Source organism: Nocardia sp. NPDC052112 (assembly GCF_040680135.1).
GTDB lineage: Bacteria > Actinomycetota > Actinomycetes > Mycobacteriales > Mycobacteriaceae > Nocardia.
Window position 1 is genome coordinate 105,324 of sequence record NZ_JBFAWD010000025.1, and the last position, 22,624, is coordinate 127,947.

Consider the following 22,624-nt stretch of genomic DNA (forward strand, 5'->3'; position numbering starts at 1 on the left):
CTGCATTGATGCACGGAGTCAACGTATTGGTCACCGGTGCGTCCGGCGGAATCGGCGGCGCGACCGCCGAACTGTTCGCGAGCAAGGGTGCGACGGTGTACCTCACCGACGTCGACGACGCAGCGGGGGAGCGACGCGCACACGAGCTGGGGCCGACCGCGCATTACCGTCGGCTCGATGTGACTGCCGAATCCGATTGGCAGGCAGTCACTTCCGATATGGAGCGCGCGGGACACCCCCTCAGGGTGCTGGTGAACAGTGCCGGAGCAGCGATGAAAGCGCCACTGACGCAAACCACGCTGCAGCAGTTCCGCAGAATGATCGACCTCAATCTGGTGGGCACATTCCTCGGGCTGCAGGCGGCCGCCGCGGCGATGGTTGCCGGCGGGGCGGTCATCAACATCTCGTCGCTGCGGGGCGTGCTCGCCACCGCCGAACTCGGCGCCTACGGCGCGTCGAAATTCGGTGTCCGCGCCCTGAGCAAAGTCGCGGCACTGGAACTGGCCGATCGTGGTATCCGTGTCAACACGGTGTGCCCTGGCAGCATCGACACCGAGATCACCGCGGTTCCCGACTTCGCCGCAGACGATGTCGACGCCTATGTGCGATCCATCCCGATGCAGCGGCGTGGCAGCCCGATGGAGGTCGCGAAGGCGATCTTGTTCCTTGCCGGTGACGACAGCAGCTATGTCACCGGAATCGACTTGCTGATCGATGGCGGCATCGCCGCCGGCGTCCGCACACCCAAGAAGCAGACCTAGAAGGCATGAGATGAGCTCGCAGTTCACAGTTTCCGGTCTCACGAAGACCTATGGATCGAACGTTGTCGTCGACCGACTCGATCTAGCGATCGAGGAAGGCGAACTCCTCGTCCTGCTGGGTCCGAGTGGCTGCGGCAAGACCACCACACTGCGCTGTCTGGCCGGATTGGAGACGCCCCAGGATGGTTCGATCACCTTCAAGGACCGGCGCGTCTTCGACGCCGAGGCGAACCTGAATGTACCTGTCCACAAACGGAATATCGGAATGGTGTTCCAGTCGTACGCGCTGTGGCCACATATGACCGTGCGCAAGAACATTCGATATCCGCTGCAGGTCCGGAAACTGCGGAAGGAGATCTCGGACGGAGCGGTCGAAAGTGCCGCAGCCATGGTCGACTGCACAGAGCTACTCGACCGGTACCCGGCGCAGCTCAGCGGTGGACAGCAGCAGCGCGTCGCGGTGGCCCGTGGCCTGGTGGCCCGGCCCGATCTGGTGCTCTTCGATGAACCATTGAGCAACCTGGACGCCAGATTGCGGGATCAGGTTCGTTCGCAAATCCATCAGCTGCATCGAAGTCTCGGATTCACAGCGGTTTTCGTCACCCACGACCAAGCCGAGGCATTTGCTCTCGGTGACCGCGTCGCCATTATGAAGGCGGGCAAGATCGAACAGTACGATGCGCCCGAGCAGGTTTTCGAGCATCCGGTGTCGGAGTATGTTGCCGCGTTCATCGGTATGGCCAACCGGCTCGAACTGCGCCGCGGTCCCGGCGGCTGGATCACCTCGGCCGGTGACGATATCGACCTGACACGTGCGGTGGTGCGCGGACGAGCCGATGAAGGGACGTCCGCGGTCGCGCGGCTACGTCCCGACGATGTCGTGGTGCATTCCTCGATCGACGAAGTGCCGCCGGGCGATGTGGCATTGCACGCCGAGTTGGTGACATACGAATACGGCGGCCGCCACTTCGACGTGACCGTTCGCACGGGCGGTGAACAGCTCGCGGTGCGAGTCGACTCGGCCACCCACGGTGCCACATTGCGCCGAAGCCGTCCCGGAGATCCCATGATCGTCAGTTTCTCCCCGGCGAGCCTGCGGGTATTCGCGCATCCGGACAGCGCTGGCGCGGATGTGCCGCAGCTGGCGACCGCGGGTGCGGGAGGGCAGTCGTGATGGCCACGCTCACGGCCTCGGCCACCCGGTCCTTGGCCGTACCCGCACAGTGGCGGGCCAGGATCGGATATCTGGCCTTGCTGGCGGTTCTCGCCTATCTGGTCGTATTGCCGATGATCCGGCTGCAATCGCTGGCGTTCGAGAACGGCGCACAGGGTTATCGAAACCAATACGGGCGCTTCGATATCGCGGAAACGATCGGAACCACCATCGCGCTGGCCCTCGGATCGCTCGTGATCGCGATGGTGCTCGGCACGGTGCTGGCGTTTGCGGCGAGCCGACTGCCGGACCGACTCGGTTTCCTGCGGATCATTCCCATCCTGCCGATTGTCATGCCCGCGGTCGCCAACGTCGTCGGTTGGGCCTTCCTGCTGTCACCGGGGCCCGGCTACCTGAATCTGGTGCTCAGGAAGCTGCCATGGTGGAGCGGATCGGATACCGGACCGATTGATGTCTATACCGTTCCGTGGATCATCATCCTCACCGCCTTCGGGCTGACATCGTTCGTCTACCTTTTCGTCAGCGCGGGCATGCAGAACGTCAGCTCCGAGCATCTCGAGGCCGCTCAGGTGAGTGGGTCGTCCACACTCGGAGTGTTCTTCCGGGTGGTGCTGCCGCTGCTGCGCCCGTCGTTGATCTATGGCGGCGGAATCGCGTTGTTGCTGGGCCTCGGCCAGTTCACCGGTCCGCTGCTGCTGGGCCAGAACAGCGGCATCAAGGTGCTCACCACCGAGATGTATCGCCGAGTGTCGGAATCACCATCGGACTTCGCCGCTGCCGCCGCGGCGGGTTCGCCACTCGTGATCTTCGGGCTCGTCCTGGTGCTGATCCAGAAGGCCTTGCTGGGCAACCAGACTCGCTTCGTCACCCACGGCGGCAAGGCATTCGCGCCGTCGACCGGCCGCGCTACCTGGGCCGTGGTGACAATCGTCGGCTACGCGTTGTTCGCCCTCGTCATCCCCTTGGTCGGGTTGATCATCGTGGCCTCGACGCGGTACTGGTCGGGGTCACTGTCGTGGAACCTGTTCACGCTCGACAATTTCCGAGAGTTGGCCGCCACCGACGCGATCGTCGAATCGGTGATCACGAGTGTGCTGACATCGCTCGGCGCGGTGGCGATCTGCGTACCCATCGGCTACGTGATGGCCAACCTGTTGGTACGCGGCCGACGCTACAAGATATTGGCCGTCATCGGTGATTTCATCACGGCATTGCCGCTCGGCATCCCGGCGGTGATCTTCGGCGTCGGTTTCCTGCTCACCTATACCGAGCCGCCACTGATTCTGTACGGCACCCGAACAGTGATCATCCTCGTCTACGTCGTACTGATGTTGCCCTTCGCGACGCGCATGCAGATGACCGCGATGCTGTCGCTCGGCAACACCTATACCGAGGCGTCGGCGACCAGCGGAGCATCACCATTCGTCACGAACACGCGGATCATGCTGCCGTTGATGCGCCCCACCATCCTCAGCGCGGTCGCGTTGATGTTCATCCTGCTGACGCACGAATTCGCGGCATCGCTGTTGGTGCGTGCATCGACCACCCAGGTGATGGGGACTCTGCTGTTCGATATGTGGCAGAACGGCTCCTATCCGCTGGTCGCGGCGATGGCCCTGCTCATGACCGCGGTCACCACGATCGGCGTCGCACTCGCCATGCTGGTCGGCGGCCGCAACGTACTCGGCAAGCTCTGACCGTCGGAGCCCAGCTCCGACTTCGAAAGGACTGCACAGCAATGACTCTCGGTGTTTCGAGGCTGGATGGCAAGGTCGTGTTGGTGACCGGTTCGACTGGGGGAATCGGCGTGGAGATCGTGCGCCGCCTGGCCGACGAGGGGGCGTCGGTCGTGGTGACCGACGTCGACGTCGAGGCGTGCGAGAAACTGACCGCCGGTCTGGAACAAGCCGAGCGGCATCAGGTTCTGGGATTGGACATCACGCGAGAGTCGCAGTGGCAGCAAGCGTTGTCAGCGGTGTCGGAGCGCTTCCCGAGTCTGGATGCCGTGGTCAACAACGGTGCCATCGGCAGCCTGGCGTCGGTGGTTGACGAGAATCTGGATCGGTACAACCGGGTGATCGAGGTGAGTCAGACCGGCACCTGGCTGGGCATGAAGTATGCGGGCGCGCTGATCGAGCGGACCGGCGGCGGATCGATCGTCAATATCTGCTCGATCCTCGGCACCGTCGGCGGTCTGGGCAACAGCGTGGCCTACGCGGCGGCGAAGGGTGCCGTGCGCAGTATGACGAAGAACGCCGCATTGCATTGGGCGACAAGGGGAGTGCGAGTCAATTCGATCCATCCGGGGTTCATCGAAACGCCACAGCTCCTCGAACGATACGAGGGCACCGAGCGGCACCGGGCGATGGTCGCCAACACTCCGATGGGCCGACTGGGCCGTGCCGAAGAGGTCGCGGCCGCCGTCGCTTTTCTGGCGGGCGACGATTCGACCTTCATCACCGGCACCGAACTCTATGTGGACGGTGGCTGGACCTGTGCCTGACCGATTCCTCGGCTCGAACGCCATCCCGCGTGCCGGGCACAGAGCTAGATAGATGCATCGAGGCCGAAATCGAGGCGACCACTCCGGCGGTGCCTACGCGATTACCGACCGCTAGGGCGTCAGGTGGCTAGAAAGGAAGCTTGTGCCAGCGGTGACGCCGTCGCTCGCGGGCTCGGATGTGACCCCACGTTTGTACGCTCCGAGATATTCGGCTTTCCACTGCGGCCAATCCAGATACTTATCTCCAGCCGTCGCCCGGTAGCGCCGATATTGCCCCTTCTTCGTCCGTGTCAGGGTTTGCTGCGCGTCGAGGGCCGCTCGTCGGGCAGCCCGCTCGCCCCGTCGCCGCTGCGCGCTGGTGAGTTCCACCGGCGGATCGGTGAAAATGCTGGACCGCTTCCACCGCATCGTGGCACCTCCTCGGTAAGCTCCGATGCGCGCATCCCGGCGATCAGCGGAATACGTCCTTACCGTCCAAAGTCTATCGCGCGCACGGCACTTCGGCGATGTTCCCCGACCCGACAACGCTGTACACACGAATCGGCAGCCATGGCTGCCACCTCCGACATCAAGCCCGCGCGGAACCGCCGCATCAGCGCCGGATTCCGTTCGGTCGCCGTCACCACAGCTACTTTGCCGCCAAGTGTCCCCATCCATCGCCTCGCTCGAAGTGCTCGACGCCGTCCGCGTCCTTCGCGGACAACACATTTCGGGCGACCAGTACGTCCAGATGCGCCATCGTCTCGCATGTCGCAATCATCTGATTGAAGTCGTCGAGCGAGTCGAACGCGCGGTCGCGCCGTGTCCACGTCAACGCTCGGGCAACCGCCACACCGGTGCACGGTCCCAGCTCGCCGACAACAGCGGCGATTTGCTCGAACCGGCGGTCATGGTGGGCGAGCAGTTCGCGAGCGCGTTGCCCGACGCTGCCTCCGGTGGGACCGTGCGCGGGCAACATCAGCTGCGCGTCATCGTGCCGCAGCAATGCCAATGACCGGAGGAAGTTGTCCAACGGTAGGTCCCACGGGCCCAATTCGAATCCGATGGACGGGGTGATCGTGGGCAGCACGTGATCGCCGGTGAAGACGAGTCTTCTGTCACGATCCTGAAAGATCATGTGGCCCTTGGTATGTCCGGGTGTAGCTACCGCGTACAGATCTAGTCCGGCGACAGCCAGTGCGCCGGGGCGCAGCCAGTGGTCGGGTTGTTCCCAATCGTCGGGTTCGAACGGTTCGGCGATGCCTGCCGCATGAGCTCGTTGCGCGATATCGGACGCGCCGGCCCGCCGCAGTTCCCGCAGCGAACTGTCGGGGACATTGCTGTTCAGCCGATGGATGGCGCTGAGTCCGTCGGCTTCATCGGCACCGAGATGAATTCGACAGCCGTGTCGACGACGTAGTTCGATGGCGAAGGTGTAGTGGTCGCGGTGGATATGGGTGACGAAGACATCGTGAATGTCGGCTGCCGACCGGCCGATTCGGGCCAATGCGTCGGCGAGCTCGCGGTACGTGTCGGGCCGATGCCAGCCGCCGTCGATGAGCACAAGTCCGTCGTCGGTCTCCAGCACGTAGACGTTGACCGCGCGCAGGCCGTCCTGCGGCATCTGCAGCGGGATGCGGTGAACCCCTTCGGTTATCGGATAACAGCCCGGTTCGGCCCATCCGGCGCTCATTCGACCGCCGAGGCGAGCGGCACCATCGTCTGCTCCGCGCCGTACCAGATCATGCGCCGTCCCCGCATGGTGCCCACGTGCTCGACGGCTGCCTGCCATTCCGGGCTCGCCAGTGCCGCGTCGAGCGCCTCGCGGGATTCGAAGCTCAGAATCGATAGACCGTCCCAGCCGGAGGACCGTTCGTCGGAGGATTCGAGCAGTTCAGTGTGCTGCCAGCGCAGCAGGCCCGGCAGTGGGTAGGTCACCTGCGCATGTTCACCCCGCCACCATTCGATGAACTGCTCGTGGGTCCAATCATTGGGACGCGATGCGAGGACGATCAGGTTGTACATATGACTCCTAACTGAATTCTGTTCAGTTTCGGCGGGCGTAGAGATCCCGTGATGTGGGAAGTGGGATCTCAGTTACGCACGATCCGTACTGCTGCTGCGGTGACCGACTCGGTGATCTGTTCGAGCGTGACTGCGCCCTTCGGTCGGTACCAGCGCCAGACGCTGATCACCAGCCCGAGGACCATTCGACCGAGCATGCGGGGATCGCCCGGAGCGAAGACGCCGGCCTCGATGCCGTCCGATATCAGCCCGGTCCAATTCTCCTCGATCTGGCGCACGAGCTCGCGCGACCGCAGGCGTTCGGCCTCTTCCTTGGCCGACTGACGCGGGGCGGCAAGCAAATCCATATGGTTCTGCAGGATGCGGCGCTGTAGGGCATCGGTCGGCGAGGCAGTCAGCGCCGCCGCGATGGCGGCGCGCAGCGCTTGCTCCGGGTCGGTCTGATCGGCGACCGCGGCGTCGAATCTTTCAGCCGAATCGGCCAATTCGAGTCGCATGATCGTGAGCAAGCAGTGGGCCTTCGACTCGAAATAGTGGTACAGGGCGGTCTGACCGATACCCACTTCGTCGGCGATCGAGGCCCATTTGGTGTGCTCGTAACCGACCTTGCCGAACTGTGTGATGGCGGCGGCGAGGATTCCGCTTCGCTTCGAGCGCGCGCTTTCGCGGCGTACCTCCGAGTCAACGGACATCAGCGCTAATACCCCCGCATTCGATGGTGTGCATTCGAAACGACTCTACCGGAATTGAGGTGAACTCGGGTCAACTGCGGTGGCCAGCTTTGTGGCCAGCCGCACCGCGTCGGGCCGGGACAACTTGCCGACGGTGTTCTGCGGCAGGTCTCGCACCGTGAACAGGTACTCGGGCCACTTCGACTTGGGAAAGTCCTGCGCCGCGAGTTGTTCGGTGACGGTCGCCAAGGTCAGCGGTTCGCCGTCGGTGACAACCAGCGCTGCCGCTCGTTCGCCGAGCAGCGCATCGGGCACCGGAACGACACACACCTGCACGATGCCCGGCAGGTTCGCGATGGCCGATTCGAGTTCGTTGATATCGATATTGCGCCCGCCACGGATAATGATCTGCTTCTGGCGCCCTGTCACCCGGATCGAGCCGTCGATTGCCACCTCGACCAGATCACCGGTCGGGAGAAAGCCATCCGCGGTGAGTGTCGGGGGAATCGCGACGCCGCCTCGCGCGTAACCGACGAATAGGGATGGACCCCGTACCTGCGCATCGCCGATCGCACCGGCGGCCACGGCATTCCCCGCGGTGTCGACGGCCCGGACGACGGTGCCACGGAACGGTCGCCCGTCCCGGCCGAGCCGGATGGCCGGCGGGTCGTCGAGTTGTGGCGTGGTGTGTCCGAGACATTCGGACATACCGAAAACCCGCAGGAATGTGGTGCCGAGTTTTTCCTCGGCCGCGCGCAGCGCCCGTTCGTTCATCGGACCGCCGCCGACGGTCATCGCTCGCAGCGCGGACAACGTGCCTGCCGAGCCGTCGGCCATCGACAGTTGCAGAGCCATGGTCGGAACCAGCATCGTCCAGGCGACCCGATGCTGCGCCATCGCCACCAGAGCGGCGGCGGGCTCCCATTTGCCTATCGACACCATCGTGCCACCGGCATAGGCAGGCAGGTACATGCCGAAGCAGAAGGCGGCCACCGAAGACAGGGGCACAAACGCTCCCACCACCTCATTCGGCTCGAGTCCAACGGTGTCGATGGTGCACTGGCAGGCATAGCGGATGGCTTCTTCGGATTGCACAACGCATTTGGGACGCCCGGTAGAACCGGAGGTCATCGCGATGGCGGTGCCGCCGTGCCACCGGTCCACCGAATCGAACGAGCCCGCTCGCGAGCGCAACACGCGGGCCTCGAACGCGGTCGCCCGAAGCGGAAAGCGATCCTCCGGCACACCCCAGCGCAGCAAGGAGTCCGGTCCCGCGACGACAATATCCGGGGCAATATCCTCGACAGCCAGCGCGAACTCGGATTCGGTGGCGTGGGCGCCGAATACCGCGACGACACCACCACGCAGACCGACCGCCATGGCGGCCGCCACGGTGTGCCAGGTGTTGTCGGCCTGGATGAGGGCGGTGGGCGGGGCCGGATCGATGGCCTGGATCCGTTCGGCCAGCGCGCTTGCCGCTGCGGCAATCTTTCCGAGGGTGTGGCGGCCGAATTCGTCCACGACCGCGATCTGCTCCGGTGCGCGCCGTGCCCGCTCGATCATTTCCTGCGCAAGTGTCTTCATCGCCCCACTTCTCTCGCGACGTTCGATATCTGTCTACTCGCTTCCGCGTGCTGGGGTCCGTGGCTCGTCAACAGCGGCGGCACGAGTACCGCGCGTCCGGTGACGGTCCCGGCCCGAAGCCGCCGGTAGATGGCGACCGCGTCCGTGAGGGGATATGTCGTGGCCTCGACGTGGAGTTTCTCGTTGATAGCGAGCGCGACCACGGCCTCCAGGTCCGATCGGGCACCCCAGAACGGTGCGTTCACCTGCCACCCGGACGCCAGGCCGATGTGTTTGCCCACGGCCAGGCCGCCGCCCGCACTGCCGACGACCACGAGTCGGCCCCCTGGCGCGAGCGCTCGCGCGGCCGACTCCATCGTGTCGGAGGTGCCGACGAAATCGAGGATCAGGTCGGCACCGCCGTCGAGCGCCGGGATCGCCGCGGTGAGATCGGCGAATGCCGCATCGCTGCCCAGCTGCAATGCGACCGGGCGCGTTTCCGGCCGGTTGTCGACGGCGAGGATACGTCCGGCGCCGAAATGGCGAAGGATCTGAATCGCCAGGTGACCGAGCCCGCCGACACCGATCACGACACAGATCGCGGATTCATCGATGACATCGGCGTGCTGGCGCACGGCGTGGTAGGCGGTTGCCCCGGCATCCGCGAGGGGAGCGGCGACGGCGGGTGCCAGATCGCCGGTCCGAACCAGGTATCGGGCCGAGGGCACGACCATGGCCTGTGCCAGACCACCGTGATGGCCGAGGCCATTGCCGATCGGAGCCAATCGGCCATCGGCTCGGGGCCGCAGCGTCATACAGTAGTTCTCGCGTCCGCGCGCACAATTGCGGCAGTGGCCACAGCTCCAGATGCCATGGACTACAACGGCTTCGCCGAGCCAGGACCTATCCGCATCGGGACCGGCATCGATCACCGTGCCGGCGACTTCATGGCCGAGAGTGAGCGGCAGTGGATAGTCGAAGCTCGATTCGGCAGCGTCCATGACGTGCAGATCGGAGCGGCACAGTCCGGCCGCGGTGACCTGCAGCAGCAGCTCCGCACCACGCGGCTCCGGAACGGCAACCGCACGCAACTGTGGTTCGCAACCCCACTCGGTCAGTTGGACGGCCAGCATCAGCGAGCCGTCCAGCCACCGTCGACGACGAGCGTCTGCCCGGTCATATAGGACGACGCGTCGGAAGCGAGAAAAAGCACCGCACCATCGATTTCACCGGCATTGCCACCACGGCCGAGCATGGTGTTGCGGCGCACCCACCCCGCCGATTTCTCGTTGTCGAACAGGCCGTCGGTCATCTCGGTGTCGAACCAGCCCGGCACGACGGCGTTCACCCGGATCCCTCTGCGCCCCCACTGTCCGGCGAGTTCCCTGGTGAGCCCGAGTATCCCGGCCTTGGATGCGGCGTAGCTCGCGCCGCCGATCGGTGCGGTCGAGACCAGGCCGATCACGGACGAAATATTGATATACGACGCGCGTTCGCCCTCGGGCAGTCGCGTCGCGGCATAGGTGGCGAGGTGAAATCCCGCCACCAGGTTGACTTCGAGGATCGATGCGAACCCGGCTACCGTTTCGTCTTCGGCATGCGGGGGACCGGGCTTGCCCGCGTTGTTGACCAGTACATCGAGCCGTCCGGACCGTTCATAGCATCGGTCGACCAACATTCGGCGATCCTCGTCGGATGTCACATCACAACGAACCGGAACGAGCCGGGGGTTGTCCTCGGCCAGCGCCGCCAGCCGGTCGAGCCGGCGAGCCGCCGCGTACACGGTGGCACCGGCGCCGGCGAGCGCGTTCGCGAAACCCATCCCGAGGCCGGACGAGGCGCCGGTGACGATGGCGACCCGGCCGGACAACCCGAAAAGGTTGTCCAGCGTGGTTCCGGTGTCGGATCCGATGGCACTCATCTCGTTTCGCATATCAGTACACCGCGGTCCGGCCGCCGTCGACGGGGATGATCGCACCGGTGGTGTACCCGGCGGCGGCGCTCGCCAGATAGGTGACCAGACCGGCGATTTCCTCCGGCCGCCCCAACCGGCCCGCAGGCAGGCGATCGATGATCTTCCCGACGAACTCCGCATCCCAGTTCTCGGCCATATCCGTCGCGAATCCGCCCGGCATCACGCAATTGACGCGCACGGTTGGCGCGTACTCCTGAGCGAACGCCATGGTCAATGCATTGAGCCCGTTCTTGGCCGCTGCGTACATCGCCTCGGGCGGACTCGGCCGGACCGCCCCGATACTCGAGATATTGATGATCGACCCGCCACCGGCGGCGGCCATCCGGTCACCGGCAACCGCCATCAGGCGAAACGGGCCCTTCAGGTTGACCTCGATGGTCTTGTCCCACAGTGCTTCCGAGACCGACAGCAGATTGTCGGCCAGAGGTGCGATACCCGCGTTGTTCACGACGATATCGAGACTGCCGAAGTCACCGATGATCCGATCGACGGCTGGTTCGATCGAGTCCCATTTGCCGACATGCAGGGCGAACGGATGTGCGCTGCCATGTCCGTCGCAGTCGCCGAGTGCGGCAACGGCCTGCTCGCACGCGTCGAGTTTGCGACTGGACACGATCACCGTGCAGCCCGCATCCCGCAGTCCGCGCGCGATCGCGAGTCCGAGGCCGCGGCTGGCGCCGGTGACCAAGGCCACCTTGCCGGTCAATTCCGTTGTGCTCATTTGTGCTTCTTCAATTCGAGGCGGGCAATGGTGCGCAGGTGTACTTCGTTGGGACCGTCGGCGATCTGCAGTGCCCGGGTGATGGCGTACAGGCGGGCCAGGACGGTGTCGTCGCTGACGCCGGCCGCGCCGTAGGTCTGCACCGCGCGGTCGACGACGGTGTGTGCCACTTCCATCGCCGCAACCTTGATGGCGGCGACTTCCGATCGAGCTGCCGCGTTGCCGTAGTTGTCGATGAGCCAGGCCGACTTCAGGACGAGCAGGCGGATCTGGTCGATCTCGATGCGGCTGCGCGCAATCCACTCGCGGACGACCCCGCGATCGGCCAGTGGTCCGCCGAATGCGATGCGCTCCAGGGAGCGTTGGCACATCATGTCCAGAGCCCGCTCGGCCATGCCGATGGCGCGCATCGCGTAGTGCATGCGGCCCGGTCCCAACCGGCCCTGGGCGATGGCGAAACCATCACCTTCGGCACCGAGCATGTTCTCGGCCGGGACGCGGACATCGGTGAATTGCACTTCGCCGTGGCCGAGCCGGTCACGGAAGCCGAACATCGGAAGATCGCGCAGCACTTCGATTCCCGGGGTGTCACGGGGGACCAGAATCATGCTCTGTTGGCGATATGTCGCTGCCTGCGGATCCGATTTGCCCATGAAGATGATGAGCTTGCAGTCCGGGTCGAGAATGCCGGAGGTATACCACTTACGGCCGTTGAGGACGTATTCGTCGCCGTCACGAACGATGGTGGCGGTGATGTTGGTGGCGTCGGAGCTGGCCACCGCGGGTTCGGTCATTGCGAATGCGGAGCGAATCGTGCAGTCCAACAACGGTTTCAGCCATTGTTGCCGCTGTTTCTCGGTCCCGTACATGGCGAGAATTTCCATATTGCCGGTGTCGGGAGCCGAGCAATTGATGGCTTCGTTACCGATGATGGATCGACCGACGACCTCGGCCAGCGGCGCGTACTCCAGATTGGTGAGTCCGGCGCCGAGGCCGTCGTGGGTCATGAACAGATTCCACAGACCTGATTCGCGGGCCTTGATCTGCAGATCTCGCATGACTTGCGGCTGCTCATGAGGGTTGGCGTTCGCCGCGATCTGGGCGTCGAATACCCGCTCCGCGGGATAGACGTACTCGTCCATGAAGGATTCGAGCTTGCCGAGCAGTTCCTGCGTGCGGGGGGAGTAGGAGAAATCCACTGTGCGGCTCCTGAACTGGTGCGATCGATATCAACCGGCGAGTAGCGCGGTCCCGGTCTCGATCAGGCGGTTGATGGTAGCGGGCAGCTTTTCCTGGTCGGGGTCGTAGTGCCGACCTTCGCGGTGTCGGCGCAGGTTGTGGCCCATGATCGCCGCCATCTTGAGTCGCCCAAGCGCGTCGAACCATGTCATATCGGTGAGTGCGGTCCCGCCGCCGACGTAGCGGTCCACCAACTCCTGCGCCGAAGGCAGTCCGGACACCTCCCGGCCGACGCCCGGAAAGTTGCCGCCGTCGGCGAAGACGAGGAACCAGCCCAATTCGACCCGAGGGTCGCCGGCGCTCCAGATCTCCCAATCGATCAACGCGACCGGCTCGACGCCGGCGGAGATGATGTTTCCGAGGCGGTAGTCACCGTGCACCAGTGTCGGTGTGATCGGTTCGGGTGTGGTCCGGCCGAGCAACTCGAGCAGCCGGTTGCCACCGGCGACGAGGTCGGGTGGGACGGCGCCGAGGGTGCGCGCCCAGCGTGCCAGCTCGGCGTCCGGCGTGAGCGGTGCTTGTACGCCGGGCACGGTGCGCGGATCTATCGCGTGCAGGCGCGGCAGAATCTCTGCGGCACGCAGCATTCGGGCCGCGGCCAAGCCGGGTTCGACGGCCGGATCGTCCAGTACCGGTTCCAATGCCTCCCCGGCCACGAATTCCATGGCGAACCAGGCGGGTTCGACATCGTCGGTCGCAACGATGCTCGGTACGGGAACAGCTGTGTGCGCCAATGCCGACATGATCCGGGCCTGCCGCAGCATGTCGTGTCGTCCGATAGCCTGCTGTCCTCCGGGTACGGCCTTGACCACGAAGTCACCACCGGTCGTTCGCACCCGGTACGTCAAGCCGGAATGTCCGCCGAGCAGCGGTTCGAATGCGGTGACCGACACGTCGAGGTGTGCCTGTAGTCGGGTGCGGACGCGCTGTTCCACGGTGTCACCGCGCCCCACCGAGTCGCTACGCGGTGCTGAACTCATGGGCGTGGCTCCCTCGGTAGTCCGAGTACTCGCTCGGCGATGATGTTGTGCTGAATCTCGTCGGTTCCCCCGGCAATCCGATAGCCGGGCGCACCGAGCAGGTGCTCGGCCCACGCGAAGGTTCCCCAGCGACCGGAGTCCACGGTGAGATCTCGCCCGAGCAGCAGGCGCACCACCTCGGAGGTGCGAGCCATCGTGTCGGTCGCCAGTAGCTTCCCGATCGATGCCTCCGGTCCCGGGTCCTTGCCCGCGACGACGGCGCCCGCCACCCGCATAGTGCCGATTCGCTGTAGATAGCTGCGTATCACCAGGTCGGCGACCTTGTCACGTTCGATCTCGGTCAGCTCCCGCCCGAGATGCTGTGCCAGCGCCACCGCTTGATCCGCGTTCGCCAGACCGAGGTTGCCGCCGTCGAGGCGTTCGGCGGCCAATACGGTCAGTGCTACCGGCCAGCCCTGTCCAACGGGGCCGAGCCGATAGCTGTCGTCGAGTCGGACACCGTCGAGGAAGACCTCGTTGAACGAGCTGCCACCGGTCATCTGCCGGATCGGGCGAACGGTCACCCCGGGTGTGTTCATCGGTACCAGGAAGACGGTGAGGCCGGCGTGTTTGGCTGCGGCGGTATCGGTTCGGCATACGGCTACGCCGATATCGGACACCCGTGCGCCCGAGGTCCACACTTTGTGGCCGTCCAGCGTCCACGTGCCATCGGTGGATCGGACTGCTCGCGTCCGGACCGCGGCCAGGTCGGAACCGGCCTCGGTCTCCGAAAACAGTTGGCAGGCAATGATGTCCGTGCGCAGCATGGCACGGACATAGCGTGACCGCTGCTCGTCGGTACCCCATTGCGCGATAGCGGGTGCGACCAGTTGTTGTGTCACCGAGAACATCTCGGTGCGCCGAGGCACATCGAAGTCCGTCTCGGCGCGCCGGAAAGCAAGCATGTACGACAGCGGTAGCCCGCGGCCGCCGTAGGACTCGGGCCAGTTCAGTGCGCCCCAACCCGCATCGAATTTGGCGCGCTCGTACTCGCGGATCCGGTCCGTGTGTGCGCGTTCCTCCTCGGCGTTCCAGCTCTCGAAAACGGCCACCGAATCCGAACCCGAACCCCAGACCGATTCCGCTCGCGGGGCTGCCACACTGCTCAACCATGCGACCGCCGCATCGGTGAAGCGGATGAGGTCGGGAAGTGTCTGCGTAGTCACTGCTTCACCTCGAAAAGTGTTGTCATGTCACACCGAAAGCACGGTGCAGGCGCTGATTCCGGGCGCCCCGTACACGTGCGTGAAGCCGACCCTCGGGGCTCCGGGTACCTGTCGAGCCCCGGCCTCGCCCCGTAGTTGGGTGACTATCTCGTGCACCTGGCGCAGACCGGATGCGCCGATGGGTTCGCCGTTGGCGATGCACCCACCGTCGGTATTGATCGGCAATCGTCCGCCGATCTCGGTGTCGCCTGCCGCGATCATCGACTCTTGCTCGCCGTGCTCGCAGAAGCCGCATTCGGCCATGTGCATGATCTCGGCACCGCTCTCGGTGTCCTGTAGTTGCGCGACGTCGACATCGGCGGGGGAGATGCCCGCCTGTTCGAAGGCGGCCTCGGCCGCGTCGGCGCTGACGCTGGTCGGTTCGCCCCCGCCTTGGACGGCCGGGCTGAATACTTCGAAAGAGCCGAATCGGCGGGTGCGGTGGCTGATCGCGCGCAACCGGACCGGGCGACCGCCGAGTCGCCGGACGGCGGCCTCGGTGGCGACGATGACGGCGGCCGCGCCCTCGCCCGGTGAGCAGAACATATATCGCGTCAACGGGTCGTTCACCATATCGGCGGTGGCGATCTCGTCGGCCGAGATCGCTGCACGTCGCCAGGCATTCGGGTTCAGACTGCCGTTTCGATACGCTTTTTCGGCAACTTTCGCCAAGGTCGTGCCGGAAATCCCGTATTCGCGCATGTATCGGCCGATTTTGGCGCCGAAGAACTGCGTGGTGACCATGAGCCCGGCCGAACCGTATCCCTCGGACAGTCCCCACTCGGCGGGGGTCGGATCGAAGGCTCCGCGCGGGTGTTTGTCGAATCCGACCGCCAGCGCGATTTCGGCGGTTCCGGAACGGACCGCGTTGACCGCCGAGAACAGTGCACTGCCACCGGTGGCGCAGCCATTCTTCACATTGCTGAAAGGTATTCCGGTGAAACCGAGTTCGGCGACAAGTGTGTCGGCGAGTCCCGAACCGTCGCTACCGCCGAAGGCGACCTGGATGTCGGGCCACCGCACCCCGGCATCGTCGAGCGCGGCGGCGATAGCGGTGACCGCCATCTGTCGGCCGGTGATGCCGGGCTGCCTGCCGAACTTCGACAACCCGGCTCCGATGATCGAAACTGTTTGTGTCACTGCGCTTCTCTTTGTTGTGGAACGACCGCGAACCGGGGCACCGGTGCGGTGCCGACGAGTTGCACCGGTGCCCGGTCCAACTCGGTGAAGTCGTCGCATTCGAGGATTGCTTGAATGCGAATACCTTCCGGGAGTTCGACATAGCCCACCGCGAATGGTGAAAAGCCCTCGGCAGGAGGGATATACGGTGGTGACTTCGGTGCGAACCGTTGCACCGTGTAGGCCCACACCACTCCTTGCGTGCTCAATTCCATTGCGATGGCCGTCGGCCGGACGCATCGCGCGCACATGGTGGTTGCCGGATACGCGACGGTGTCGCAGATCGTGCACCGGCTACCTGCCAGCGTCGATGGTGCGTGCTCGCCCATGTCGAAATCCTCTTCGAGTCGTACGCCTGCGGCGTCGTTCAGCGACCGACCCACTTCGGTTCGCGCTTCTCGAGGAATGCGTTCACGCCCTCGCGTGCGTCCTCGGACTGCAGGGCGTTACCGACCGCGAGATGCTCCATCACCATGAGCGATTGGATGTCCGCATCCAGACCGCGGTCGATGGTCATCTTCGTCAGCTTCATGGCGAACGGGCTCTTGTCGACGATCGGTGCGATGAACTCGGCGACCAGATCGTCGAGCTTGTCCGCCGGCGCCGCGGCGTTGATCAGATCGAAGTCCACGGCTTGCTTGCCGGACAGCAGCTTTCCGGTCAACATCAGTTCCTTGGTCTTGCGGATACCGATCATGCGGGGCAGCCGGTAGATCGGGCCCGCGCCACCGAAAAGCGCACGGCGAATGTGGAAGTCACCGATCAGCGCGTCCTCGGCGGCGACCGCGAAGTCGCAGGAGATCATCAGCTCGAATCCACCGGCGGTCACATGACCCTCGAGGACCGCCAGCGACGGCGTGTTCATCGAGTAGAGGCGGTCGCACACCTTGGCCGAGAGCACCGCGACATCCATCGCGTTGGTGCTGCCGACGTAGTTGGCCAATAGTTCGTCCAGGTCGAAGCCCGAGCAGAACGTATTGCCGCGGCCGCGTAGCACGAGGATCTTGAGCTCCGGGTCCTTATCGACCTCGACGATGATTTCGTCGAGTCGGTGCAGAAGCTCGACGGTGACGGCGTTCTTCTTGTGCGGGCGGTTGAGCCACACGCGTGCGACGTCACCGTCCTTTTCCAACACGATGTGGTCGGTGTCCACCATGTCGAACCTCTTTCTTGAACTTGAACTGGATTCAATTCAGTTTTACCCAGCGAACCGCTCCGCGTCAACAGGAGCGCTGGTGCCCTCGGCTGGGTCAGATACCGATCAGGGCGGCGATTCGCGCTCGGTGCGCACGCGAATCACCCTGTAGCGCTTCGTTTCCCATTGCCCTGCGGAAGTAGGAGTGGGCGGGGTGTTCCCAGGTGAAACCGACGCCTCCGTGCAGCTGGATCGCTTCTGCCGCCGCGTGCACGGCCGCATCGGTACATACGGCTCCGGCGACCGCGACGGCCAACGAGGCCGATCCCGGGTCCTGGGCATGAATCGCCGCCGCATAGCGGGAGGCCGATCGAGCACGTTCGAGCGTGACCAGTAGATCGGCCAAACGATGTTTGACGGCCTGGAACGAGCCGATGGGGCGACCGAACTGGTGCCGCGTCCGCGTGTACTCCACGGTCATCTCGAGCAGGCGGTCGACAATGCCGGTGTTCTCGCATGCCAGCGCCAGCGTTGCCAGCTCGCCCAGTCGCGCAGCGGTCGCCTCGGTGGTGCCGACATCGGTGAGTGCGATCGCGGGACATTGATCGAAGGTGAGATCGGCTCGGCGGCGTGTGGGGTCGAGTACTCGACGCTCGGTTCGGACGAGGTGTGCGCCGGGTTGGGTGGCGAACAGGCGGCGACCGTCCGGGCATTGCGCCGAAACGACCACGACATCGGCATTGCCGCCCACCAGGTGGGTTGTTGTGCCGCGCAATAGCCATCCGGTCGGCGTCGACTCCGCATGCACATGATCGGTGGTGGCGGATAAGGCGCTGACCGTCGCCAGCAGGCTGCCGTCGAGAACTCCGGCGAGCAGTTCCGTGTCCCGGCTCGGATCCGCCGACAGCAGTGCGTGCACGCCGAGGACTGCCGATGTGTACACGGGCTCGCAGGCGATCGCGCGGCCGCATTCTTCGAGCACGATGCCCAACTCGACCATGCCGTAGCCGAGGCCACCGCGGTCTTCGGGGACTGCCAATGTGGTCACCGACATGTCGTCGACCAGCTTTTTCCACAGCTGCGGTGAGTATCCGAGTTCGGTGGAAGCGGCCGTTCGCACCTGCTCGATTGCGCTGTGTTTGGCAAGCAGGCCGCGGATGGCCGCGCGCAGCTCCGATTGCTCCGGTCCGGGTGTCAGCGCGGGCGGATCCGTTCGAGGCCATGGCACTTCTATCGAGGGTGTGGACATCCAACCTACCTAAATTGAGTTCAGTTTGAGGACTCGAGCGTATCGCGGCGGAGCCTGGACAAGAAGGGAGATATTGAACTAAGTTCATTTCATGACTTTGGCCATCGAGGGCTACTACGCGACCTTGGACAGCGGGCGACTGGGCGCCGCGGTGGCGTTACTCGCCGAAGACGTCCAGTTCGCGATGCTGCTGCCCACCGGAGTGAACCTCGGACACGGCCGTGCGGCCATGCTCGAATACCTTCACGCCCGGCCGAAGGTGAACCGCAAGCACCGGCTGTTGCGGGTGGCCGCCGCCGACGGTGTGGAGTTCGCGTATGGCGCCGTCACCGAGAACGACGTGACGACAACCGGTTACTTCGTTGGCGCGATGCATATCGACGCCGACGGGCTGATCGATCGCTATCAGGTGTCATTCAGTGCCGAATTCGCTTTGCTGCCAACAAATTTCGATGTCGTGGGAGCGGGAGAATGACGAGTGCGGTGCCGCCAGTGCTGGCCCGGTGGTTCGAATACATGGATTCGGACGACCCCGACCGCGTACTGGGCATGATCTCCGACGACTTCGCGATGTCGGTGCAGTTTTCCACAGGTGCCGGGCAGTCCGCCGAATTCGTCGGAGACCGTGAGGGTTTGGTCGGCTACTTGGCGCAGCGTGAGAAGAGCACACTGGTCCACCACATCGACACCGGTGCGGTGGTGGGGGACCACGAGTTGGTACTCGGTCGGACAACCCGTCGCGGGGCGTTCGAGGCTTCCTTCAACGCCACCGCGCAGCTCGATGCCGAAGGCAAGGTACGGCGCCTGCTGATCGCGCGTACCCCGGAAGTGTCCTTTGCGCGCTGAGCCCGTCCCGGACCGGTGAACTGCCGGTCGCCCGCTGCGTGCGACCGTCCGGTGATCGGAGATCTGCTGGCCACCGCCATCGAGGACGGCCGGGACCTGTCCTCGATGAGCGGCATCCTGGCCGACAGCTCCTATCGTCTGCTGCGGCCCGGCCTCACTTCAGATGCCGGGCGAAGAACCGGTTCCCGGCGTCCCCCTCGAACTGCGGGACGCCGGTGTGCCCGCCCATATTGGCGTGCAGCGTCTTCTCTTTGGAGCCGAAGGCGTCGAACAGGTCCAGGGCCAGCTGCCGGTCGTTTCCTTCGTCGTCCCACTGCAGCAGGACCTGCAGCGGAATGGTGACCTGCCGGGCCTCCTCCAACATGGAGCGGGGCACGAAACTCCCGGCGAACAGAAGGGCGGCCGCGATGCGCGGCTCGACCACCGCCAGCCGCAGGCCGATGGCGATCACCCCGCCCGAGTACCCGACCGGCCCGCCGATCTCGGGCAGCGAAAGGACGGCGTCCAGGGTGGCCTGCCATTCCGGGACAGCCTTGTCGACCAGCGGGAGGATGAGCCGGTCGACGATCTCGTTGTCGACCGGCCCGCCAGCCGCCAGCGCCCGGTGCAGGTCGGTGACGGCCTGATCGGCGGCGGCCGAACGGGGCCGGTCACCGCTCCAGGGGAGCTCGATGGTGGCCACGGCGTATCCCTCCGCCACCGCCTGCCGGGCCCTGGCCAGCAGTCGCGGGTAAGCCTTGCGCAGCCCGAGGGGAGGGGGGCTGACCAGGATAAGCGGCACCGGTGCGGATGCGGATCCGGGCGTCCACAGGATGCCGGGAATCTCGCCGAGAGTGAATTCGCGCTCGAGGATGCCGTCGTCGAGGCGCTGTTCGGAAGTGAATTGCATGGTCGTGCCTTTCAGGAGTGCTCTTGAACGGCGCTCCCGGACGACCTATCGCCCGACCGTGACCCCGGAGGGGAGCACCCATGTCGATACTGCGTTCACGGGTACCACCTCCTCGTTCTCTCGCACGGCCTCTGGAAAAGTAGCAGTGGTCGCCATCGTCCGCCAACGGGTTATTGCGGAGGCTCCGTGGTCGGATGCCAGGGAGCCACTCGCTTGAAGGCAGGCTCCAGGCCTCGGGGCCCGTCGCGAAGGCGGTCACGCGCAGCCAGCAAGATCCAACGGATTCATAGCCGCTCGCTTGACAAGTGCAGCGAATGAGTAATTCCGAAGGCACGCAACTCGGCAATACCGTATGTTATGCGCCGCAACGCGTCTCGTTCGCCGAACGTGCGATAGGCGGCTGAAGTGAGATCGCGGACGATCGCTGACATTGTCCGAGATGTTGCAGGCGAGCATCGGTTCGCCGCCGCGGCCGTTGGTCGCGGTTGTCTTCGGGGCTCGATCAAACGGCGGCTCTGTCCGATTCTGCCGGCAAGCTGTTCAGCAGGGTGCGCACCATGGTTGGTACCTGGACGTCGAGTTCTGTGGGTATCGGCCGGTCGGCTGTGAGATATCGCCGCACCGCGGCGTAGGGCAGGTCGACAACGGTGAGAACGATTGTTGCCGTGGACAATCCGGTTTCGGTGCGTATCGAGTGGACCAGTTCGCGGATGGCCGCATCCCACCGGGCCGACTCGCTGGCGCGCTCCGCACGCGCGGTGGCGGGCCAGCTCTGGGGCGCGAAGTGGTGGACACCCGCGAGCAGGACCTGCGCATCGAGCGGGCTGCTCCGGCACCACCGCACGATGTGGCCTGTGATCACGGCGGCGGCCTCGATCGGATCGTCCACGTCGAACAGGACGTAGGCGTCCCGATGTAGGTGCCCGACGGCCCTGTTCCACAGGGCAGCCAGCAATGAGGGCCGGTCGGCGAAGCGATGGTAGACCGACCCGCTCGGTGCACCCGATTCCCGGATCACACCGGACATCGTGACGCCAGCCGGACCCTGCGCAGCAAGCAGCCGCGCAGCAGCGTCGAGGATCGCCGCGGTGTCGTGTACGAATCTCACCACGCTGTAGAGACTACTCTCTAGAGATCATTGTAGAGTGAAGTCTCTACAGCGAGGAGAGGCCGACCATGACCATCACCACCGAAGACGTCTACCGACTTGCTCCATTCGTCCGCACCCTCGGAGTGGAGTTCACCGAACTCACACCCGCCGCAGTCACGGCCCGCCTCACCCACACCGTCGAGCTGTCGACAACAGGGGGTGGCCTGCACGGCGGTGCCCTGATGGGGTTGGCCGATGCGGCCGCGGCGGTCTGCGCGGTCCTCAATTCCGCCGCGGGGGCGCTGCCCGCCACAACCGATTCGACGACGCATTTTCTGCGTCCGGTCCGCGGAGCGGCGCATGCGGTCGCCGAGCCGATGCGCATCAGCCGCAATGCGGTGGTGGTGGGTGTGCAAATCGCCGACGAATCCGGCGACCTGTGCGTCCATGTGATCCAAACAGTGCAGACACGCGTTCCGCACGCAGCGGCCTGAGGCCGAAAGATCGGTGATCCGAGCCACGGCTCAGGAGCAGGGCATGAATCGCGGCTACCACGGGTGACCGGCTCGCCTTTCGGACCGCGCCTTGTCAGGCGATTCGGTCATTGATGGCCGAGTATCCGGTGTGGCGGCATGGTCGGGTGTCCGGTGTGGAGGGCGAGCGACCGTTGGCGTAGGTGCCGAACGTCTACGCCTCGCCAGACCGGCGAGTCTCATGAACCTCTTTGTAGGGCTAGGGGTTCGAGTGCCCTTAGCTCCACTGAATGGCGAAGCCACAGGTCATTGGCCTGTGGCTTCGCTGTTGTGTGGCATTGTGCGAACACCCTGCGGCGGTTCGGTCATCGACGAGCGGCGTTTGTGTCCGAGCGGTCCGAGGTCGTCAAGGCCCGACACACTCCGGGTGGTCGGTCCATGTAGCGAGGGGAGACGCACGCTCATACCGAATTACGCGCATTCTGTGGGACGGTCGGAGTGCGTCGACGGATCTCTGTCGTCCACGCAAATCAGTGGTGGATCGCCTCACCGAGCCGTGGCAGGACGAGTTGTTTCCGGCTGCGCTCCACGGCGATATCGAATTCAGGTCGCTGGCATGGCGGTGGGCCATCGAGGAGGTCGCCTAGTCGCTTCCGACGCGCTCGAGATTGCAAGATTCTCAATACTCGTTCAACAGAGCAGAGGGGGGAAAGGTGACCGGTAGAGCTGCCAAGGACCGGTGGAAGGGGCCAGGCCGCCAGGTCGGTGCGTCGGCCGGTATGGCGAGCCGGATCTCGGGCAGCGCATCGAGAAGCTGATCGATGGCGTTTTGAGCGATCAGGTAGGCCAGCGACTGCGCGGGGCAGGCGTGTGGGCCGATGCCCCACGCCAGATGCGAGCGATTGCCTGTGCGATTCTCGGTCCGGAT

24 protein-coding genes and 1 pseudogene are annotated in these 22,624 nt (G+C 64.8%); 7 read left to right on the top strand and 18 right to left on the bottom strand.

Features of this window, described 5'->3' with window-relative positions; translation table 11 throughout:
- Window positions 1-8: 8 nt before the first annotated feature.
- The 4 genes from AB0L58_RS35160 to AB0L58_RS35175 are packed head-to-tail and all read left to right on the top strand — an operon-like array spanning window position 9 to window position 4,438.
- Entirely contained in the window at window positions 9-761 is a 753-nt protein-coding gene (locus AB0L58_RS35160) for an SDR family oxidoreductase (RefSeq protein ID WP_364393982.1), read from the top strand.
- 10 nt (window positions 762-771) lie between these two features.
- Window positions 772-1,935 (top strand): ABC transporter ATP-binding protein, encoded by a 1,164-nt coding sequence (locus tag AB0L58_RS35165; protein ID WP_364393985.1) that lies wholly within the window; start codon window positions 772-774, stop codon window positions 1,933-1,935.
- The gene (locus AB0L58_RS35170) at window positions 1,935-3,632 is read left to right on the top strand and encodes an ABC transporter permease subunit (protein WP_364393988.1); all 1,698 of its coding nucleotides are present in this window, start codon (window positions 1,935-1,937) and stop codon (window positions 3,630-3,632) included. The genes AB0L58_RS35165 and AB0L58_RS35170 overlap by 1 nt, the downstream gene beginning before the upstream one ends.
- A gap of 41 nt (window positions 3,633-3,673) precedes the next feature.
- The gene (locus AB0L58_RS35175) at window positions 3,674-4,438 is read left to right on the top strand and encodes an SDR family oxidoreductase (RefSeq protein WP_364393990.1); all 765 of its coding nucleotides are present in this window, start codon (window positions 3,674-3,676) and stop codon (window positions 4,436-4,438) included.
- Window positions 4,439-4,549: 111 nt separating this feature from the next.
- On the opposite strand, the gene AB0L58_RS35180 is transcribed toward AB0L58_RS35175, so the two are convergent.
- The 15 genes from AB0L58_RS35180 to AB0L58_RS35250 all read right to left on the bottom strand — a co-directional run bounded on the left by AB0L58_RS35180 (window position 4,550) and on the right by AB0L58_RS35250 (window position 18,398).
- Entirely contained in the window at window positions 4,550-4,846 is a 297-nt protein-coding gene (locus tag AB0L58_RS35180; protein WP_364393993.1) for a hypothetical protein, read from the bottom strand.
- Between the two features lie 220 nt (window positions 4,847-5,066).
- A complete protein-coding gene (locus AB0L58_RS35185; protein WP_364393995.1) occupies window positions 5,067-6,110 on the bottom strand; it encodes an MBL fold metallo-hydrolase in 1,044 nt (347 codons plus the stop codon).
- Entirely contained in the window at window positions 6,107-6,442 is a 336-nt protein-coding gene (locus AB0L58_RS35190; RefSeq protein WP_364393998.1) for an EthD domain-containing protein, read from the bottom strand. Before AB0L58_RS35190 ends, AB0L58_RS35185 begins: the two co-directional genes overlap by 4 nt.
- A 68-nt stretch (window positions 6,443-6,510) precedes the next feature.
- A complete protein-coding gene (locus AB0L58_RS35195) occupies window positions 6,511-7,134 on the bottom strand; it encodes a TetR/AcrR family transcriptional regulator (protein WP_364394000.1) in 624 nt (207 codons plus the stop codon).
- A 45-nt stretch (window positions 7,135-7,179) separates the two neighbouring features.
- Window positions 7,180-8,697 carry a class I adenylate-forming enzyme family protein gene (locus AB0L58_RS35200; RefSeq protein ID WP_364394002.1) on the bottom strand — a complete coding sequence of 506 codons (1,518 nt, stop codon included), beginning with the start codon at window positions 8,695-8,697 and terminating at the stop codon, window positions 7,180-7,182.
- Window positions 8,694-9,809: an alcohol dehydrogenase catalytic domain-containing protein gene (locus AB0L58_RS35205; RefSeq protein WP_364394005.1), complete on the bottom strand. Its 1,116-nt coding sequence runs from the start codon at window positions 9,807-9,809 to the stop codon at window positions 8,694-8,696. Before AB0L58_RS35205 ends, AB0L58_RS35200 begins: the two co-directional genes overlap by 4 nt.
- Entirely contained in the window at window positions 9,809-10,597 is a 789-nt protein-coding gene (locus tag AB0L58_RS35210) for an SDR family oxidoreductase (RefSeq protein WP_364394011.1), read from the bottom strand. Before AB0L58_RS35210 ends, AB0L58_RS35205 begins: the two co-directional genes overlap by 1 nt.
- 13 nt (window positions 10,598-10,610) lie before the next feature.
- Window positions 10,611-11,372 carry a glucose 1-dehydrogenase gene (locus AB0L58_RS35215; protein WP_364394014.1) on the bottom strand — a complete coding sequence of 254 codons (762 nt, stop codon included), beginning with the start codon at window positions 11,370-11,372 and terminating at the stop codon, window positions 10,611-10,613.
- On the bottom strand, window positions 11,369-12,571 hold the full coding sequence (locus AB0L58_RS35220; RefSeq protein ID WP_364394017.1) for an acyl-CoA dehydrogenase family protein: 1,203 nt from the start codon (window positions 12,569-12,571) through the stop codon (window positions 11,369-11,371). The genes AB0L58_RS35215 and AB0L58_RS35220 overlap by 4 nt, the downstream gene beginning before the upstream one ends.
- Before the next feature lie 30 nt (window positions 12,572-12,601).
- Window positions 12,602-13,591: a phosphotransferase family protein gene (locus AB0L58_RS35225; protein WP_364394019.1), complete on the bottom strand. Its 990-nt coding sequence runs from the start codon at window positions 13,589-13,591 to the stop codon at window positions 12,602-12,604.
- A complete protein-coding gene (locus AB0L58_RS35230; protein WP_364394021.1) occupies window positions 13,588-14,796 on the bottom strand; it encodes an acyl-CoA dehydrogenase family protein in 1,209 nt (402 codons plus the stop codon). Before AB0L58_RS35230 ends, AB0L58_RS35225 begins: the two co-directional genes overlap by 4 nt.
- Before the next feature lie 27 nt (window positions 14,797-14,823).
- Complete coding sequence (locus AB0L58_RS35235; RefSeq protein WP_364394024.1) at window positions 14,824-15,975, bottom strand: thiolase family protein; 1,152 nt, start codon at window positions 15,973-15,975, stop codon at window positions 14,824-14,826.
- Window positions 15,972-16,343: an OB-fold domain-containing protein gene (locus AB0L58_RS35240; protein WP_364394026.1), complete on the bottom strand. Its 372-nt coding sequence runs from the start codon at window positions 16,341-16,343 to the stop codon at window positions 15,972-15,974. Before AB0L58_RS35240 ends, AB0L58_RS35235 begins: the two co-directional genes overlap by 4 nt.
- Window positions 16,344-16,381: 38 nt before the next feature.
- Window positions 16,382-17,170, bottom strand: a complete 789-nt coding sequence (locus AB0L58_RS35245) for an enoyl-CoA hydratase/isomerase family protein (protein WP_364394028.1) — start codon at window positions 17,168-17,170, stop codon at window positions 16,382-16,384.
- A 94-nt stretch (window positions 17,171-17,264) separates the two neighbouring features.
- Window positions 17,265-18,398 carry an acyl-CoA dehydrogenase family protein gene (locus tag AB0L58_RS35250; protein WP_364394030.1) on the bottom strand — a complete coding sequence of 378 codons (1,134 nt, stop codon included), beginning with the start codon at window positions 18,396-18,398 and terminating at the stop codon, window positions 17,265-17,267.
- 91 nt (window positions 18,399-18,489) lie between these two features.
- Here AB0L58_RS35250 and AB0L58_RS35255 point away from each other — a divergent pair, with 91 nt between their 5' ends.
- Together AB0L58_RS35255 and AB0L58_RS35260 are read left to right on the top strand one after the other, a co-directional pair.
- Window positions 18,490-18,873 (top strand): nuclear transport factor 2 family protein, encoded by a 384-nt coding sequence (locus tag AB0L58_RS35255; RefSeq protein ID WP_364394032.1) that lies wholly within the window; start codon window positions 18,490-18,492, stop codon window positions 18,871-18,873.
- Window positions 18,870-19,244 carry a hypothetical protein gene (locus tag AB0L58_RS35260; protein WP_364394035.1) on the top strand — a complete coding sequence of 125 codons (375 nt, stop codon included), beginning with the start codon at window positions 18,870-18,872 and terminating at the stop codon, window positions 19,242-19,244. Before AB0L58_RS35255 ends, AB0L58_RS35260 begins: the two co-directional genes overlap by 4 nt.
- A gap of 154 nt (window positions 19,245-19,398) precedes the next feature.
- On the opposite strand, the gene AB0L58_RS35265 is transcribed toward AB0L58_RS35260, so the two are convergent.
- On the bottom strand, window positions 19,399-20,133 hold the full coding sequence (locus AB0L58_RS35265) for an alpha/beta hydrolase (RefSeq protein ID WP_364394037.1): 735 nt from the start codon (window positions 20,131-20,133) through the stop codon (window positions 19,399-19,401).
- Between the two features lie 502 nt (window positions 20,134-20,635).
- Entirely contained in the window at window positions 20,636-21,244 is a 609-nt protein-coding gene (locus tag AB0L58_RS35270) for a TetR/AcrR family transcriptional regulator (RefSeq protein ID WP_364394039.1), read from the bottom strand.
- 65 nt (window positions 21,245-21,309) lie between these two features.
- Here AB0L58_RS35270 and AB0L58_RS35275 point away from each other — a divergent pair, with 65 nt between their 5' ends.
- Window positions 21,310-21,717 carry a PaaI family thioesterase gene (locus AB0L58_RS35275; protein WP_364394041.1) on the top strand — a complete coding sequence of 136 codons (408 nt, stop codon included), beginning with the start codon at window positions 21,310-21,312 and terminating at the stop codon, window positions 21,715-21,717.
- Between the two features lie 658 nt (window positions 21,718-22,375).
- Here AB0L58_RS35275 and AB0L58_RS35280 read toward each other — a convergent pair.
- Window positions 22,376-22,624 (bottom strand): annotated as a pseudogene (locus AB0L58_RS35280) (cytochrome P450); the annotation flags it as partial.